General features: G+C 54.9%; 15 protein-coding genes. 8 read left to right on the top strand and 7 right to left on the bottom strand.

The genetic code is table 11. The annotated features are described in order from the left end of the window. A partial coding sequence (locus AB8B75_RS14805) for a glutamine-synthetase adenylyltransferase (RefSeq protein WP_405363385.1) occupies window positions 1-2,192 on the bottom strand: 2,192 nt, incomplete at its 3' end. Window positions 2,193-2,466: 274 nt separating this feature from the next. Here AB8B75_RS14805 and AB8B75_RS14810 point away from each other — a divergent pair. From AB8B75_RS14810 to AB8B75_RS14820, 3 genes are all read left to right on the top strand, one after another. Beyond that, complete coding sequence (locus tag AB8B75_RS14810; protein ID WP_405363387.1) at window positions 2,467-2,883, top strand: DUF2852 domain-containing protein; 417 nt, start codon at window positions 2,467-2,469, stop codon at window positions 2,881-2,883. 58 nt (window positions 2,884-2,941) lie between these two features. After that, window positions 2,942-3,382 (top strand): RDD family protein, encoded by a 441-nt coding sequence (locus AB8B75_RS14815; protein ID WP_405363388.1) that lies wholly within the window; start codon window positions 2,942-2,944, stop codon window positions 3,380-3,382. A 70-nt stretch (window positions 3,383-3,452) separates the two neighbouring features. After that, window positions 3,453-4,271, top strand: a complete 819-nt coding sequence (locus tag AB8B75_RS14820; RefSeq protein ID WP_405363390.1) for an arginyltransferase — start codon at window positions 3,453-3,455, stop codon at window positions 4,269-4,271. 83 nt (window positions 4,272-4,354) lie between these two features. Here AB8B75_RS14820 and AB8B75_RS14825 read toward each other — a convergent pair whose 3' ends face one another. The 4 genes from AB8B75_RS14825 to AB8B75_RS14840 form a co-directional block, all read right to left on the bottom strand. After that, entirely contained in the window at window positions 4,355-6,049 is a 1,695-nt protein-coding gene (locus tag AB8B75_RS14825; protein ID WP_405363391.1) for an alkaline phosphatase family protein, read from the bottom strand. A 154-nt stretch (window positions 6,050-6,203) separates the two neighbouring features. After that, entirely contained in the window at window positions 6,204-8,558 is a 2,355-nt protein-coding gene (locus AB8B75_RS14830; RefSeq protein WP_405363392.1) for a TRAP transporter large permease subunit, read from the bottom strand. A 41-nt stretch (window positions 8,559-8,599) separates the two neighbouring features. Beyond that, on the bottom strand, window positions 8,600-9,487 hold the full coding sequence (locus tag AB8B75_RS14835) for a TRAP transporter small permease subunit (protein ID WP_405363393.1): 888 nt from the start codon (window positions 9,485-9,487) through the stop codon (window positions 8,600-8,602). Window positions 9,488-9,601: 114 nt separating this feature from the next. Beyond that, complete coding sequence (locus AB8B75_RS14840) at window positions 9,602-10,684, bottom strand: TRAP transporter substrate-binding protein (protein ID WP_405363394.1); 1,083 nt, start codon at window positions 10,682-10,684, stop codon at window positions 9,602-9,604. Window positions 10,685-10,950: 266 nt separating this feature from the next. Here AB8B75_RS14840 and AB8B75_RS14845 point away from each other — a divergent pair, with 266 nt between their 5' ends. From AB8B75_RS14845 to AB8B75_RS14860, 4 genes are all read left to right on the top strand, one after another. Further along, on the top strand, window positions 10,951-12,378 hold the full coding sequence (locus AB8B75_RS14845; RefSeq protein WP_405363396.1) for a cache domain-containing protein: 1,428 nt from the start codon (window positions 10,951-10,953) through the stop codon (window positions 12,376-12,378). Then, on the top strand, window positions 12,375-13,022 hold the full coding sequence (locus AB8B75_RS14850; protein WP_405363397.1) for a response regulator: 648 nt from the start codon (window positions 12,375-12,377) through the stop codon (window positions 13,020-13,022). Before AB8B75_RS14845 ends, AB8B75_RS14850 begins: the two co-directional genes overlap by 4 nt. 139 nt (window positions 13,023-13,161) lie before the next feature. Continuing rightward, window positions 13,162-13,869 carry a methyl-accepting chemotaxis protein gene (locus AB8B75_RS14855; RefSeq protein WP_405363399.1) on the top strand — a complete coding sequence of 236 codons (708 nt, stop codon included), beginning with the start codon at window positions 13,162-13,164 and terminating at the stop codon, window positions 13,867-13,869. A gap of 317 nt (window positions 13,870-14,186) precedes the next feature. After that, complete coding sequence (locus AB8B75_RS14860; RefSeq protein ID WP_405363401.1) at window positions 14,187-15,938, top strand: acetolactate synthase 3 large subunit; 1,752 nt, start codon at window positions 14,187-14,189, stop codon at window positions 15,936-15,938. Between the two features lie 14 nt (window positions 15,939-15,952). On the opposite strand, the gene AB8B75_RS14865 is transcribed toward AB8B75_RS14860, so the two are convergent. Next, window positions 15,953-16,381, bottom strand: a complete 429-nt coding sequence (locus AB8B75_RS14865; RefSeq protein WP_405363403.1) for a GFA family protein — start codon at window positions 16,379-16,381, stop codon at window positions 15,953-15,955. Between the two features lie 89 nt (window positions 16,382-16,470). Here AB8B75_RS14865 and ilvN point away from each other — a divergent pair, with 89 nt between their 5' ends. After that, complete coding sequence (ilvN, locus tag AB8B75_RS14870) at window positions 16,471-17,031, top strand: acetolactate synthase small subunit (protein WP_405363405.1); 561 nt, start codon at window positions 16,471-16,473, stop codon at window positions 17,029-17,031. A gap of 5 nt (window positions 17,032-17,036) precedes the next feature. Here the strand turns inward: ilvN and AB8B75_RS14875 are convergent, their stop codons facing one another. Then, entirely contained in the window at window positions 17,037-17,429 is a 393-nt protein-coding gene (locus AB8B75_RS14875) for a hypothetical protein (RefSeq protein ID WP_405363407.1), read from the bottom strand. Window positions 17,430-17,506: the final 77 nt, after the last annotated feature.

Below are 17,506 nucleotides of genomic sequence, written 5' to 3' on the forward strand. Positions count from 1 at the left end.
GAAGTCCAACTGGTGGCCACCGGACCCTGATTGCCCGAGGGGCGCAGGCGCATGTCGACTTCAAACAGCCGCCCTTGGGACATCGGAGCACTCAGGGCTGTGATCAAGGCTTGCGTCAGGCGCGCATAGTATGGACGTGTCGAAAGGGGTTTCTCTCCGACTGAAACATCACTGTCTTGCGGATCGTAGATGACGATCAAGTCCAGATCAGAGGCGGCTGTGAGGCGCCCTGCCCCCAAAGAGCCCATGCCGAGCACGACCGCACCCCGCCCGGGCGGCGGGCCGTGTCGCACGGAAAATTGCGCGATCACAATTGGCCAGAGCACAGCAAGGACTGATCTTGCAATATCAGAGTACTGGCGGGCCGCGACATCTGGGACGATCAACCCGCGCAACAGATGCACCCCAACGCGAAAATGCCATTCCTTGGTCCAGCGCCGGATGGTATCCAATTGCGCCTCATAGTCCGGTTCCGTGCGCAATAGCTTTTGTAATACCTGCACAAGACCTGCTTTACCCGGCCACTCGGTAAAGAAATCTCCCCCGATCACCGCGTCAAAGACGCCCGCATTACGCGACAAATAATGTGCCAGTTTCGGAGATGTGCCCGTGATGTCTATCAAGAGATCTGAGAGTTGCGGGTTGGCTTCAAGCAGAGAGAACAGCTGCACCCCTGCTGGCAAGCCGGCCAGAAATCCATCAAATGCCAAAAGAGCGTCATCGGGCCGTGAGGATTGCGCGAGGCGTGCCAAAAGTTCAGGCTGCAGGCGATGGAAAATTTCGCGGCTGCGTTCACTGCGGAGAGCCGGGTAGCTACGCCACCGGGCCAGCATGTCCTGGTCCAGTTGGGTCGTCGCCTGCGTATCGGCCAATGCCGGCGCAAAAAAACCTTCGGTCATGTTGTGAACTGCTTGCAGCCGGTCCTTCAGTTCTGATTGCAGCTCTGTCACGTCCCGGTCCATCAGACAGGCGACACGTTCGAAGCCTTCTTCTGTTGTGGGCAGGCTGTGCGTTTGCGCGTCCTGCACCATTTGAAGCCTGTGTTCCACAGTACGGTGGGCCGTGTAGTGATCGATCAGGGACTCCGCCATCTCACGTTCCACCCACCCTTTGCGCGCCAAGGCGTGTAGGCTTTCAACCGTGCCACGACCGCGCAAATCTGGATCGCGCCCACCTGATATCAACTGGCGCGTCTGAGTGAAAAACTCGATCTCCCGGATGCCACCCCTGCCCAGTTTCATATTGTGGCCGGACAAGGTAATCGGGCCGCCTAACCCTTTGTGCTCACGAATGGCCAGGCGCATGTCGTGCGCATCCTGAATGGCGGCGAAATCCAGATGCCTGCGCCAGACAAAAGGTGACAGATCGTCGAGAAATCGAGCACCAGCCACCAGATCGCCTGCTACGGCACGGCTTTTGATGTAAGCCGCCCTTTCCCAGGTGCGGCCCAGGCTTTCATAGTAGCGCTCCGCCGCTTCCATGGACATGCAAATCGGCGTCACGGCGGGGTCAGGACGCAGGCGCAGATCCGTTCGAAATACATAGCCCTGGGCGGTCATTTCGCTGAGCGTTGCGGTCATTGCCCGCGTTGCGCGCACGAAACTTGCCCGGGCGTCGTAGAAATCATCTGGATTAAACCGCGTTTCGTCGAAGAGGCAAATCAGATCGATGTCGGAAGAATAGTTGAGCTCGCCTGCCCCCATCTTTCCCATGGCTAGGATGCACATGCCTGCTGCATCTTCGAGATCACTTTCGCTTTTGCCAGGCAGTTTGCCGCGTTTGATTTGCACAGCAATGCCTGCGCGCAATGCGGATTGACAGGCCGCTTCGGCATAGTCGGTCAATGCCCCGGTAACCTTTTCCAAAGGCCAGACGCCGCTCAGATCGGCGAGCGCAACCAACAAAGCAACGCGCCGTTTTCCCCGGCGCAAGGCATCCGCTATCCCCTCAGGTGGCGCGGTACGTGCAGCCTGGATTTCCGACTGTAGGCTTGCATCCGCAGCTTCCAGGGCCACCGGCAGCCAGCTTGCTTCTTTCGCGATCAAACTGGCGAGATAGGGGCTTGAACCTGCCGTCCCATGAACGAGGCGTTCATCTTGTGCAGAAAGGCCCTGCACTGTCGCTACGGCCTCCGACCCACGCTCCGGGTCATAGGCGCGCGGGCATCGGGTCATGCTGTCAGTCAAAGTCATGCAGTGAGTTGTCGTGTGTGTACGCCCTTGGGTCAATGGGAGAAAACATACTGTTTGAACAAACTAGTGCGTTCAAATCATGTGGTTTAAGAAGATCCAAATCAAAAAAATTTCTCGTCAAGTCGTTGTTTTTGATTTGTTTTGCAAGAAAATGTAAAAAACATTCACATTAAGGCTTGCAGGTCCGATCCTGAATGCCAATCTATTTAATGTGAAAGGCATTCACATCCCGGGCCACTCCCGGCCTCATAAACCCTAACCGAAAGGCATTTCAATGACGACCGTGACACAAACAAGCCCACTGGCCAGCCAGCCCGGTTGGTTCACGCGCGCCGAAAACTGGCTCGATTCCAAAGGCAAGGGCGCGTGGATCGCCGCGATGGTCCTCGGTTTTGTTTTCTTCTGGCCCGTTGGCCTTGCCCTTCTCTTTTATATGATCTGGAGCAAACGCATGTTCACTTCCTGCAGCCGTAAATCCGAAAAAATGCGCCATGGCATGAACGCCATGCGACCGAGCGGAAACAACGCTTTTGACGCCTACAAGGCCGACACGCTGCGACGTTTGGAAGATGAACAACAGCAGTTCGAAGCCTTCCTGGATCGTTTGCGCGACGCCAAGGACAAAGCGGAATTCGACCAATTCATGAATGACCGCGCCGACAAGGCAGACAACGATACCGCACAAGCCTAAAACACATATGCCGGGGTTCTTGCCCCGGCACAGGCTTCATCATGCAGAGAATGGACCAATGACCGCGACGCCAGACCCCTACGCTCAATCAGATTTTTACAAGGATGTTCCGCTCAAGCGCCTTATGGCCTGGGGCGTTGACGCTCTACTTACATTCATGGCCTGCTTGGTTGTTCTGCCGTTCACCGCCTTCACAGGCGTATTCTTTTTCCCGCTACTTTTTCTGGTGATCGGATTTGTCTACCGAATGATCACCCTTGCGAATGGATCAGCCACCTGGGGCATGCGGCTTTTTGCAATCGAACTGCGGCGCGCGGACGGGACGCGTTTTGATGCAGGTGGCGCTTTTGCTCATACGTTGGGTTACACGATCAGCTGGGCGTTTTTCCCCCTTCAGTTGATTTCGATCGTGCTTATGGCGACCACGGAACGCGGCCAGGGGTTGAGCGATCTCGCCTTGGGGACAATAATGATCAACCGTCGCGCGAACATGCGTTAACGCCGATAAACTACTTCTTGGCGGTTGGCTTCTGAGTTGCTATTCTGATCCGACTACATCTTGGAATCTCATGCGTCACACGTTGCCCATTGCCCCGCAGTTCTACGTAACTGCCCCGCAACCATGCCCTTATCTCGAGGGGCGGATGGAGCGGAAGTTATTTACGGCATTGCAGGGTGAAAATGCGGATAAGCTGAATGACAGCCTGTCGCAGCAAGGTTTCCGCCGATCGCAAAACGTTTTGTACAGACCGTCCTGCGCTGAGTGTTCGGCCTGCCTCAGCGCGCGGATCGACGTCAGTGCATTTACCACGTCGCGCAGTCAGAGGCGGACGATGAAGCGTAACAGGGATGTGTTGCGTCGCGCCACGTCACCCTGGGCGTCAGAAGAACAATACGAACTTTTTCGTACGTATTTGGACAGCCGACATGCCGAAGGGGGCATGGCGGATATGGATGTTTTCGAATTCGCGGCCATGATCGAAGAAACCCCCATTCGCAGCCGCGTGGTGGAATATACCGACCAAAACAACAAAGCGCTGATTGGTGTGAGCCTGACGGATGTCCTTTCCGACGGGCTGAGCATGGTTTATTCTTTCTATGCGCCGGATCACCCCAAAAGATCGCTTGGCACCTATATGATCCTGGATCACATCAAGATCGCCGAAGAGGCCGACCTGCCTTATGTCTATCTTGGCTACTGGGTGCCGGGCAGCCAGAAGATGGGGTACAAAGCCAAATTCGACGGCCTTGAGGTTTACATTGGTGGGCGTTGGCAGAAAATGAAAAGCCCGGATGATTTCAGCGCCGATACACATCCCTTGTCGACAGACCCGATTGCGGAACAGGTTGCGAATATACACCTCCCGGATACACGCCCAACGCGGTAGTGTGACGTACAAACAGCGCGAAAAACCTAGTGTTCTATTCCTGACAACCAACCCGCACGTGCGTTTGACTGTTGCGTTTGGATCTACTGTCCTAGCACTTCGAGCAGAACCTCACCTGCGGCCCCTGAGGGCGGCCGGGTCTCGGCCGCAGCGGAGAGCGTCATCGCCACATCGACAGCATGGACCCGCCGCGCGACACGCTGTGGCACCACGCCATGGCCGGCAAACATGATCGGCACATAAGTGTCATACCGCCACGGTGATCCATGGGTCACGGTGACGGACAATCCATCCATATCGTTGATGAACCATTCAGGTTGGAATACCAGATAGATATCGCCAGACCTGTCAGGATGATAGTTGTTCAAAACAGAGCGCATCAGGGCGTTGTCTGGCAAAGAGCCCTCTCGCAGACGCGAACTTGGCACCGCGAATGCCACACCTTCGAAGGCCACCAACTCGTCGGAAATCGCAGTTTCAAGTGCGACCCTGTCGATGTCTAAATCGTTTCGTACTGCATCCGTCAGGTTCAAATAGGGATGGTCATATCCCACGAACAATTCGCCGCTGATCCCGAAACGCTCCTTGATCCGTGTCACAGCTGGCGCGGTGTCCCAGGTATCTGGCGTTACATAGCCGCCCGGCATGCCGATCGATTTCAGGTAGCCCGGTGCTTCAGGGGCCCCATGATCGGACGAGAGTACGATCAGTGTATTTTCCAATCCAACCTCGGCATCCACATAGGCAAAAAGATCGGCCAAAGTGCGATCCAGGTGTAGAAGGTTGTCTTCGGTCTCCAGGCTTGATGGCCCGAAAAAATGCCCAATGTAATCCGTAACGGAAAAGCTGACGGCGAGGAAGTCGGTGATCTCGTCATCGCCGAGCCCTTCGGCATCGATGAGTGCCTTGGCGAAGTCCGCCGTTATCCGATCGCCGAACGGGCTAAGGGTCAGTAAAGTCGTGAAATACTGGCTGTCTGCGGACCCTAACGGATGTGGGAAAGTGCTCCCGAAACCCGCGAAGTCCGGTTTGTAACCCTGCGCGTTTTCATTGCCGAAAAGATAAGTCTCGGTTGGGTTCATCAACTCCCAAGACTGACCTGCGTAGCTGAGCGGAAGAGCCTTGGCGTTCCATGCGTCCACCCACGCGGGATATGCGTCATAGTAGTAATTGCTTGTGACAAATTGACTGGCCGACTTGGAAAACCAGAAAGCCTTGCCGGCGTGTCCCGCCATCGCAACGGCACCGCGATCTTTAATAGAGACGCCAAAGACCTTGGCTTTTCCTGCGGTATTGACCGTCAATTCGTCCCCGAAAGTCGATGTGAGTATAGCGCGTGGGGAACGACCGTCGGTTTTGGCGGCGCGTTGGGTTGGATCAATTTCCGTTTCGTCATCCACATCCGCGCCGATGGTGAGAATCGAATAGTCCGGGTCTTCAATATTGTAGACCGTTCTTCCGTTCGACCTGTCATACCAAAGATTGCCGACCATTCCGTGCGCTGCCGGGTTTGCCCCGGTTGCCAAGGATGTGTGCCCAACAATAGTTTCTGTATTTGCATGCGTGTGATGGGCATTGGTGTAGTGGATGCCCTCTTCCATCAAATATCGGAACCCGCCTTCGCCGAACTGGTTCTTGTGTCGGGATGGTAGATCGCCGCGCAACTGATCTATCGTAATCTGAAGTATCAACCGTGGCTTATCCTGAGCGGCAGCGACTATTGGATGGGCGCACATCGCAATCAGAAGTAGCGCGCCGGTTTTGGTTTTAAGTGCCATAGGATGTCCAATCGGATTAGCAATATTTCTAACTTAGGCTAACGCCCATTTTCCCCGTGCAAGACGACATAGCAGGGGGACCAAACACCAGTGACGCGCGCGGAGTTTCGGTGCGGTTTCGAATTGCCACTTTGAACAGGTCACCCGCCTACCCTCAGTTTGGGATCAGATCCGGAATGATCGTCACAATGCCCGGAAATGTCCACAGCAGTGCCAGCCCGGCAACCTGTATCAGAACAAAAGGAACGATGCCGCGATAGATATGCCCTGTGGTGACTTCTGGTGGGGCAACACCGCGCAGGTAGAAGAGCGCGAAGCCAAATGGGGGCGTCAGAAAGGATGTTTGCAGATTGACCGCGATCATGATGGTGACCCATTTCGGATCAAAGGTCCCGCCGTAGATAACCGGCCCCACAATCGGGATCACGATGTAGATGATTTCGAGAAAGTCGAGCACGAACCCCAGCACAAAGAGCACCAGCATCACGATGAGGAAAACGGTGAACTCATTATCATAGGATTTCAGGAACTGCTGGATGTAGTGCTCGCCGCCAAAGGAGATGACCACAAGGTTCAGCAATTGCGAGCCGATCAGGATGGTAAAGACCATGCTCGTGACTTTTGCCGTTTCCCGCACAACCGGACTAAGCACGCCGGATGTATAAAGGATCCAGCATGCGAAAAGCAGTCCAAAGAAGGCATATAGGTAGGCCGCATAGGCGACAAAAAAGGCGATCCAGCTCTGGAACCCGACCTCTTCGCGATTGATCCTGAGATCGAAGTTAATGCCTATCAGAATGCATATCATGATCGCCAACGTCGACCAGATGATCACTTTCGGCGAGCGATCCTCATCTCTAAGCTTGCGGTATGCGGCGAGCATGATTGCGCCGCCTGCTCCCAGGGCTGCCGCTGGCGTTGGGTTGGTGATACCTCCGAGGATCGAGCCCAAAACAGCCACGATCAGTATAAGCGGTGGGAAAACCACGCGGATCAGTTCGTTTTGGGCGCAGATCTTGGTGGCGTAGACCACGCCGTACATCAGTGCGGCAAAGGGCAGCGCCATCAGCAAGACCATGGCGCCAGACGATGTGGCGGGACTGATCAATACAATGTCGATCAGGAGCAGCAACACCGTCGCTGTGGCGCCGATCAGTAAGGGTTGTGCAGAACTGGCGGGTGAAATCCCGCGCGCCGTTGTGAGGAACAGGCTGGTGAGCACCAGGATAACCGCGACACCGGTACCAATGGGCGCGGCATTCGCGATCTTGTCAGCCGTTGCTTGCACCATTTCTTCTTCTGTCAGTCTTTCTGACTGCTGCACGCCGCCCGCTTCGTCAATCGTCGTCTGTTGGGCGATCGCGCTGTCCCAGGCCGCTTGTCCATGCAATTCGATCATCGAAGCCTGGCATTCAGGGCTGACGTTGGTGCGCAAGGAGGCGCCTTTACCGGTGTCGGAGAACTGCGAAACGTTGATCGACTGACCGCCGACAATGCCAAGATTGCCAAGCAAGATAACGCCAACGATCAGAGCTACCGGCGCGCCTAAGAACCAGGTAAAGGCTTCCCCTCGGGTCACCGGTTCCGCATTGGTGCTGCCCATGGGCACAGCTGGCGCTTTGTCCGGGTTTAGTAAAGCAAAGCCAAAGGCATAGAGCGCGTAGAGCAAGGCCAGCATAATACCCGGCAGCAAGGCCGCCTGAAACAAGGTTCCGACGGACAGTACAGCGGGTTCTCCCAGATAGGTCAGCGCGTCGGTACAGCCTGCAACGCTCGCGCGTTTTTCCTGAGCCGCGGAGTAGAGGTCCCCGGCCAGCGTCCCAAGCAGAACGATGACGATGGAAGGTGGGATGATCTGCCCCAGCGTGCCAGAGGCCGCGATCACACCTGTTGATAGTTCAGGCGAATAGCCGTTGCGCAACATGGTCGGCAGGGCCAGCAACCCCATGGTCACCACCGTCGCGCCGACAATCCCGGTCGATGCGGCAAGGAAGGCACCTACCACAACGATGGATACAGCAAGCCCCCCGGGTAACGGGCCAAAGACCCGCGCCATGGTGGTCAAAAGATCGTTGGCGATCTTCGAGCGTTCCAAAGTGATGCCCATCAGCACGAACATCAAAACTGCCAGAAGGGTTTCGATCGACTGCCCGGCCAGCACCCGCTCATTCATGCGGTTCACGACAAAGGACACGTTGCGGTCCAACGCCACCTCCCATCCACGCGGGAATACAGGTACTTCGACGCGCGGCAGATCCGGGTATCGGAACACGGATATCGTATCGGCTTTCACACCCGAACTGATCAGATCTCGGTAGAACTGGCTGCCGGTATCGATGGCCTGGTGGATCAAAAGCCCCGCACTATCGAGGGCTGCGATGATCGCAAATGAAATCAAACCGGCGCCCGCGATGGCAAAAGCCACGGGGAAACCGGACAGAATGCCGCCAAAAAGGCAGGTGAAAACAATGATCAGGCCAACTTCGACACCGTCCAGTCCGAAAAACATGTCCCTAGTCCCTTTATGCGCGGCTTGGTCTGCGGCGTCTTTTAATGTGTGCCCTCATAGGCTTCTTCGCCGTTACCGAGGCTGTCGCGATCGAGGTATTTGCCTTCGCTCTCAGGGCCTTCCTTCCATTCCATGTAGGATCGGAAAAACATCGCCATCGCCTGCAGAAATACCATCGCTGCAAAGGCGCAGAGCAAAATCTTGAAGAGGAAGTAGGCGTTGAAGCCGTTCGGGCTGAACCCAATGGTTTCTATGTTCCAACGCAGGGCACGCGATTTCGCCATCAAACGGTCCAATGTGTCGGATGCCGAAGGTTTCGGCACGATCAGGTGCCGCCACATGAAGAACCAACCATACATCCAGATCACGACGGCAACCGGCATCATGAAAAACAGCGAGCCAAACATATCGATGACACGCTTGGTGCGGAACCGCACGACAGAATAGACCAAATCTACGCGTACATGGCCGCCCTGCACAAAGGTATAGGCCATGCAGAGACAGACAACGAGTGTGTTGTAAAGCTTCAGTTCCTCGGCGAACCAACTGATGTCAAACTGTATTGGAATGCCGATGCCGATGGCGATGTCCGGCCGGGTAAAGATCCGTTGAATAAAGACAATCATGATTTGCTGTAAGACCATCAACAACCCGGCCCAGGCAAAAAAGCGGCCTACCGTATTGGCAAACCCTTCCAGCACGCGGACATAACCCCACATGATCGAATTTCGCCACAACCCGATGGCAAACATGATCGCAAAAGTGGTGATGACAACAAAGAAGAACTCAGCAGATCCGCCGTAGTAGACAAACCGAATGATCGCTTCCTTGTCCGTCCAATCCAGCCAGAGGCTAGGATGCGTTACAGCGTAGACCACATTGAAAAACGCCATTGCAATGTTGGACAGCACCCAAAGTATCGCATCCATGTCAGTCTTCCCTCCCCCTGCCCCTGCTCCGCTTACTTGGTTGTACGGTCGTCAGGGCGAAGCGGCCGGCCGCGTTTGGCAGGCCGCCTCATTTGTCAGAACCCGATCAGCGGTTTAGCCCGTCACACGGTCCCGCTGGCTGCGGTACTTGCCTTCGGATTGAACCAACCAGCCGGAGGACGCAGCCATGGAGGCTTCGTAGCTGCTGCGGATGTTGTCGTAGATCTCATCGCCGTTGTACTGGTCTTTGGTTTCGGCCGCTGCAGTTCCCATTGCGTCCCAGACACTGTCCGGGAATTCGAGGATCTTAACGCCACCCGATTGCAGCCTTTGCAGTGCAGCACCGTTGTTGTTGAGGAACTGGGAAAGCGACCAGCTGTGGCATTCGCCCGCTGCGATTTCGATGATCTTCTGTTGGGCCGGAGACAGGCTGTCAAACACCTCGCGGTTTGTGGCCAACGAGAGGCCCGCGCCCGGTTCGTGCATTCCGGCGGTGTAGTAAATCTTTGTGATTTCCTGGAAACCGGCCTTTTCATCCGCCCAAGGGCCGATCCATTCTGTGCCATCAAGTGCGCCGGATGCCAGTGCCTGATAAACTTCTGCACCTGGCAGGTTTTGTACAGACGCGCCCATTTTACCCAGAACTTCACCGCCCATTCCAGGCATGCGGAATTTCAAGCCGTTGAAGTCTTCCGGACTGGTGATTTCCTTGCGGAACCAACCACCGGCCTGCGCGCCGGTATTGCCCGCCAGGAAGGACTTGAGCCCAAAAATCTCGCCCAGCTCGTCGTGTAATGCAGCACCGTCACCGTGATTGTACCAGTTCATCAATTCTTGCGCGGTCATGCCAAATGGCACGGACGTGAAATAGAAATACCCTGGGTGCTGACCCCCAAAGTAATAGTCCGCTGCGTGATACATGTCAGCCTGACCCGAGGTCACGGCATCGAAGACTTCGAACGCGCCCACAAGCTCACCTGCGGCTTTGATTTCAACGGTCAAAGTGCCATCCGACATGGCGTTGATGCTGTCTGCCGCGCGTTGTGCGGCGTCGAAGACACCCGCTAGACCCCGGCCCCAGGACGTGACCATTGTCAGCGTCCGGTTGCCTTGTGCATAAGCCGGTGCGGCGAGTGTTGTTGCAGCTACGGCTGAGCCGCCCACTGCAGACGTCTTCAGAAATGAACGACGGTCCATGTGTTTCTTCCTCCCAATTTATGTCGACGTTGCACGCCGAAGCATGCGCATATCGTTTTTTTGCGTAGCGACACACTAGCGAGGTGCGGGGCAAAGAAAATACCAAGAACTGCGTAGATTGCTGTTCAAACCTTAAAATTATTGAGTTTCTTCACTACCTATGCGTGCAGATGGACCCCGCTACGGCTAAATTTCAAGCAAGGTTTTGAAGCCATTGCGCCAGTGCTGTCTTTGATTCGTGCACGATTCGACGTAATCAGCCGCGTATGAAGTGGTTTTCTCCAACCCTGCGTCCAACCTATGCGCAAAAACTGTCGCTCGTCGCCACGATACCCCTGATCGTTGCCGTCGCCGCCATTGCAGTTGTCGTTGCGGCCCAATCGCGGGCTTTGGCGGAACGCGAGATCAAGGCGCTGGAAACCCGGCTGATCGAGGCAAAGAAAGTCGAGTTACGCAACTATGTGACGCAGGCCAGGAATGGCTTTTACTTTATCTACGGCAATGCAGCGCCGGATGATCAGCAATCCAAAGACAGGGTGACGCAGATTTTGTCGGCAATGATTTACGGAACCGAGGGGTTCTTTTTTGTCTATGACTACGCGGGCACCAATCTGGTCAGCCCGCGCCAGACCGTTATGATCAACCGGAACTGGGCAGGAATGACCGACAGCGAGGGCACACCGATTGTCGATCGCCTTATTGCCATTGCCAAAGAGGGCTCAGGGTATCACAGCTACCTTTGGCCGAAACCGTCCAACGGTGAAGAGGCACGCATGATCACTTTTGTACTGGGCTTGCAGGATTGGCGATGGGCGGTGGGCACAGGTGTTTTCATCGACGATGTGCGCGCCTCGGTCGACTCTGCACGTGCAGAAGTCGAAGCGAGGGTGCAGCGGACCTTTCTTTACATTGGCATCATTGCCTTGGCCGCCCTGTTGACGGTTTTCCTGACCGGTATGGGGCTGAACATACGCGAACGGCGATTGGCCGATGCAAAATTGAAAAAACTGACCCAACGTGTGCTGGACGCCCAGGAAGAAGAACGTGGTCGTGTTGCACGCGAACTCCACGACGGGATCAGCCAACTGCTGGTTGGTGTGCGCTATGCCTTAGACACAGCGCGGCGAAAATTGGATCGCGGCGATCCATCGGCGCCCGAACCTTTGGGCAAGGGGATCGAAACACTAGGCCAGGCCATTTCTGAAGTGCGGCGGATCAGCCGGGATTTGCGCCCTGGTGTGCTTGACGACCTGGGCCTTGGCCCTGCCCTCCAGGCGCTTACGGACGACTTTGGCGAGCGCACCGGCATGACAACGGATTTCGATACCGTAGTGTTTCGCAACCGGCTTGATGGGGAGGCTAAAATTGCGCTCTACCGGATTGCTCAGGAAGCGCTCACAAACGTTGAAAGACATGCACAGGCGACCCATGTACGTATCGATCTCAGAGGGCACAAAAAGGGCGCGACTCTGCGCATCGAAGACAATGGCAGCGGCATCGCCGACACAACCGCAAACGGAACGCGCGGCCTGGGCTTGCGAAACATGCAGGAACGCGTTGAACAGCTGGAAGGTGAGTTGCGCATCACCGCGCCCCAAAGCGGACGCGGCACGGTCATAGAGGTGACGGTGCCCTTGTCGCACATGCTGCCGCCTGAGCCGGAAACGCTCCCGACAAACAAGGTATCAGCATGACGAGACCACCCACCAAGGTTTTGATTGTAGATGATCACCCCATGGTCGCCGAAGGTATTCAGTCCATTCTTGAAAGCTACGATGATATCCGCGTGGTCGGCACCTGCAACGCTGCACGCGAGGCAATCGATCAATTGAAAACGCTGAACCCGGACGTCATTCTGATGGACCTCAACATGCCGGACATGGGCGGGCTGACGGCAACAGAAGTCATTTTGGAGCAACGACCGGGCACCCGTATCCTTGTGCTTTCGATGCATGACAGCCCGGAATATGTCTCCACGGCCTTGAACCATGGCGCCATGGGGTATGTACTTAAGGATGTCCCTACAGATGAGATCAAACAGGCCATCGATGTTGTCATGTCGGGCGAAAGATACCTGTGCACGGGCGCGCGCGGGTCTTTGGAGCCAAAGGACGTTGCCGCGCGCGAGGCTTTGACAGGCCGCGAACAAACGATCCTGCTGCAATTGGCGCAGGGCAAGTCTAACAAGCAGGTGGCAAAGTCCTTGGACATTTCCGTGCGTACGGTGGAAACACACCGAAAGAACATAAAGCGTAAATTGGGAATTTCGAGCACGGCTGGGCTAACCAGATATGCTCTGGAACATGGTGTGTTGCAGGGGACGGGCGCACAATACTGACCAATCTACCGAGGTCGTTTTTCGGTAGATATATTTTTACCTGTTATTTGCGAAAAACAAACGAAATCCTGTCGAAATTCAGACTCTTTTAAGCGCTCATTTCTAAACCCGAGTCATGAATGTACAAAGCAATCCCCCCGTGCCTGAAGCGACCGTGATCCAGACGCTGCCATATCGTGAGGCAATTGATCGGATCGCTACAACACGCACGTTGGTGGTGCGCATCGCATTGAATGCCATTCGCCTGTCGTCGGCAGCTAACGACAAGACACGCGAAGAACTAGCTGCGACCATTGCAAATCAAACCGAAAAACTCAGCGAGACTGTGGACGTGCTGAAGGGCGATGTCGCCTTTCCAGACTTGCCAAACGAGTTAAGCGAGTGGTTGTCGAAATTAGCAATGACGCAGCAAAAGCAAGTCCTTGTCATTGGGCGCATGGCAGAAATGACCGTGGCGCTCAACAATGCGGCCCAAAGTAGTGCCGGTGTGTCCGACGCCACATTGCAATCATACATCAAGATGGGTGAAGCTGACTTTTTCGAGGCGGTGACCAGTTTGGTAAGTCACATCTGGGCACACATCGAGAATGGGCGCAGCCATCAACTGGACGTAGCGATGCAATCTGCGAAACGGCTGGGTGATGGATTGAACCGTTTGGAACGGATCGGTAAATATGTGCGATCAATGTCCATCAACGCATCTGTAGAGGCGTCGCGCGCGGGTGAAGCCGGCAAGGGTTTGGCCATCATCGCACAGGAGTTCAAAACTCTCGCCGAAGAGGTTCAACAACTTACGCATTCAGCGCGCAAAGATATCGAGAGTATCGAAGCGGCGCAGGGAACCTAGATCGCTGGAATTCAGCGGACTATTTATATTAATTTCGCTGCTAGGTTACTTTGCGCAAGTAAGTATCGCAGAATTGCACCTATGCGACATATATTTTACCACCATTGTGCTTGACGCCCTCGTTTTGCACTCCTAATGTCTCGCCAGCATGAAGGAGCGGCAGTTTATGACCTCGCTAGTCGTCATTGTAGGATATTCGCGCATGGGCCGGTGACGGTAGACCATAGTCTGACCCATGCGCCCCCGCCAGAACGGGGGCTTTTTTTTGTGCTAACGATAGAACAGGCCCAAAGCGGCCCGACACGGAGATGAAAGATATGAAACGGCAAATGTCCGGAGCAAAAATGATTGTCCAGGCCTTGATTGATCAGGGCGTGGATACTGTCTTTGGCTACCCTGGCGGCGCCGTGCTACCGATTTACGATGAGGTTTTTCAGCAAAACGCCATACAGCATGTTCTTGTTCGGCACGAGCAAGGCGCTGTTCACGCAGCCGAAGGTTATGCACGCGCAACCGGAAAACCCGGTGTTGTTTTGGTGACATCCGGTCCTGGCGCGACAAACGCCGTGACAGGTTTAACCGATGCCTTGATGGATTCGATCCCAATTGTCGTTCTCACAGGCCAAGTCCCTACATTCATGATCGGGTCTGACGCGTTTCAGGAAGCCGATACGGTCGGCATCACGCGCCCCTGTACGAAACACAACTGGTTGGTAAAGGAAACAGATGCGTTGCCTGGTGTTCTGCATGAAGCCTTCCATGTCGCAACAAAAGGACGGCCGGGGCCAGTGTTGGTCGATATTCCAAAAGATGTTCAATTCGCCACCGGAACCTATACTTCGCCCAAGCCATCGGTGTCGCACTACCAGCCCAAGGTGAAGGGTGACATGGAAGAGATCACGGAACTTGCCGCTGCGATCGAGAAAGCCAAGAAACCGATTTTTTACACCGGGGGGGGCGTCATCAATTCCGGTCCGGCGGCCAGTCAGCTGTTGCGTGAACTTGTAAAGGCAACGGGTTTTCCGATCACGTCTACTCTGATGGGTCTTGGCGCCTACCCGGCCTCGGGAGAAAACTGGATGGGCATGTTGGGCATGCACGGTCTCTATCAGGCGAATATGGCGATGCATGATTGTGATCTGTTGATCAACATTGGTGCGCGATTTGACGACCGGATTACCGGACGCCTCGATGCGTTCAGCCCGAAATCAATCAAGGCGCACATCGACATTGACCCTTCTTCAATCAACAAGGTGATAAAGACGGACATTCCGATTGTTGGCGATGTTGGTCATGTTCTTGAAGATCTTTTGAAGGTGTGGAAGTCGCGCGGCCGCAAGAAAAACACGGAAGCGCTCGGTTCTTGGTGGCGCCAGATCAGAGAATGGGAGGCCATAGATTGCCTCAAGTTCACGCAAGCCGGAAAGATCATCAAACCGCAGCATGCGCTTGTTCGACTTGAAGAACTGACCAAGAAATATGATCGCTACATTTGCACCGAAGTGGGGCAACACCAGATGTGGGCCGCGCAATACCTGGGCTTTGAAGATCCAAATCGGTGGATGACATCGGGTGGTCTGGGGACGATGGGTTATGGATTTCCAGCCTCGATCGGTGTCCAGATGGCGCACCCCGATGCGCTGGTAATCAACGTTGCAGGTGAGGCCAGCTGGCTGATGAATATGCAGGAAATGGGCACAGCAGTTCAGTACAACCTGCCGGTCAAGCAGTTCATTCTGAACAACGAGCGGTTGGGGATGGTGCGCCAATGGCAGGAGTTACTGCACGGCGAGCGCTATTCTCAAAGCTGGTCCGAGGCCCTGCCCGATTTTGTCAAACTGGCGGATGCCTTTGGCGCCAAAGGCATCATTTGCTCCGACCCGGCGGATCTCGATGATGCGATTATGGAGATGATCACCCATGACGGTCCGGTCATTTTCGATTGCCTGGTGGAAAAGCATGAAAACTGCTTTCCGATGATCCCATCAGGCAAGGCGCATAATGAAATGCTTTTAGGCGAGGCCAAGACACAAGGCGCCATTGACGCCAAAGGTTCGGTTCTTGTCTGATGGCACGTCGATCGCTACTCAGGCATCACCTCGCCGGACCCGTCGGCGGGCTCGGGCATGTCGCTGAATTTGGGCAGGCCATCACGCATGTCGATGGCCCGCTCAGCGTAATTCACATGGTAAGAAGGTTGAAAGTCAAAGCCCTCGATGCGCATCGGGAACACGTCTGTGAGCCCGGCATAGGCCGACACGGCCATGACATTCCCACCGCACTGGGTGCAGAACCGCATCGTCATGTCGTGATTGCGCCTGCCCGTGCCCAAACTCGTCTCACCTTTGACGAACGTCACTTTTTCCGTCGGCCAAAGAGCATAGGCCAAAACGGGCTGTGCGGTCCACGCACCGCAGCTCGTGCAATGACAGTACCCTTGCGTAACGGGATCGCCTGCAACACTGATCTCGACAGCGCCGCAAAAGCAAGACGACGTTCGGTTCTCGGTCATTTCCACCCACTCCTATCTGGTATGACGAAAACGATGACCAAAGCGCGTCACCTTGACAACAAGCAGTTCGAAAAAAGCGAGACCATCTCATGTCCCCTCTAAAAATTAAAAAGGGCGCCACCAGCCATTCTGCTTACAACCTGCGCCCGACTTTCTCGGATGTGGTTGAACGCCATACACTTGCTGTACTTGTCGAAAACGAACCGGGTGTCTTGGCTCGGGTCATTGGTCTTTTCTCAGGCCGCGGCTACAATATCGACAGCCTGACAGTGGCGGAAGTTGATCACACGGGGCATCTTAGCCGTATTACCATTGTGACATCCGGAACACCTCAGGTCATCGAACAGATCAAAGCGCAGCTCGGTCGGATCGTCACGGTTCACGAAGTGCATGACCTGACCGTAGAAGGCGCAAGTGTGGAACGTGAACTGGCGATGTTCAAAGTCGTCAACACAGGAGACAAGCGCGTTGAAGCCTTGAGGCTTGCCGATATTTTCCGAGCACGGGTAGTCGACAGCACATTGGAAAGTTTCATTTTCGAAATTACCGGCGCGCCGGATAAAATAGACGCTTTTGCCGAACTGATGCGTCCTTTGGGTCTGACAGACGTAGCCCGAACTGGCGTTGCAGCCTTGTCGCGCGGAGACTAGCGGGTTCAGGCCTCGGAATGCTGCGCTAACTCAGGGCATTGAGTTTGCCCCTGTCTGACAAAGGGAAGGATTTCGGCCGTATGAATGGTTTCATTTTCGGCCGAAACCGAATTCCGCAGGGCTTCTGGGAGCCCTGCCCCGGCACGTTCCTGAATCAATCGAGGATTGTGCGCGCGCCGCATTGTTGAGTGAATTTCCATATCAAATTGCACAACGTCGCCCGCGTCAAAAAATGCACCGGGTTGAAGAATATCTTCAGCAGAGTTCAAAAACGCGAGATCGCCCTGATCTTCGCACCATATCACCGCCTTTCTGTCGGACGTATCACTCCACAGGACCACGCCAATCATAGTTTCTTCCAATCTTTTTTGATCCTGCGCAACATTCTTTGCTTCCATTTCTTCTCTCTACCCTTGGTAGCAATAAGTTAACCTTCAGGCACACGATAAAATTAGCATCGCATACTTGGAATTTG

It is taken from the genome of Roseobacter sp., from assembly GCF_045106495.1.
In the GTDB taxonomy this organism is placed as follows: domain Bacteria; phylum Pseudomonadota; class Alphaproteobacteria; order Rhodobacterales; family Rhodobacteraceae; genus Roseobacter.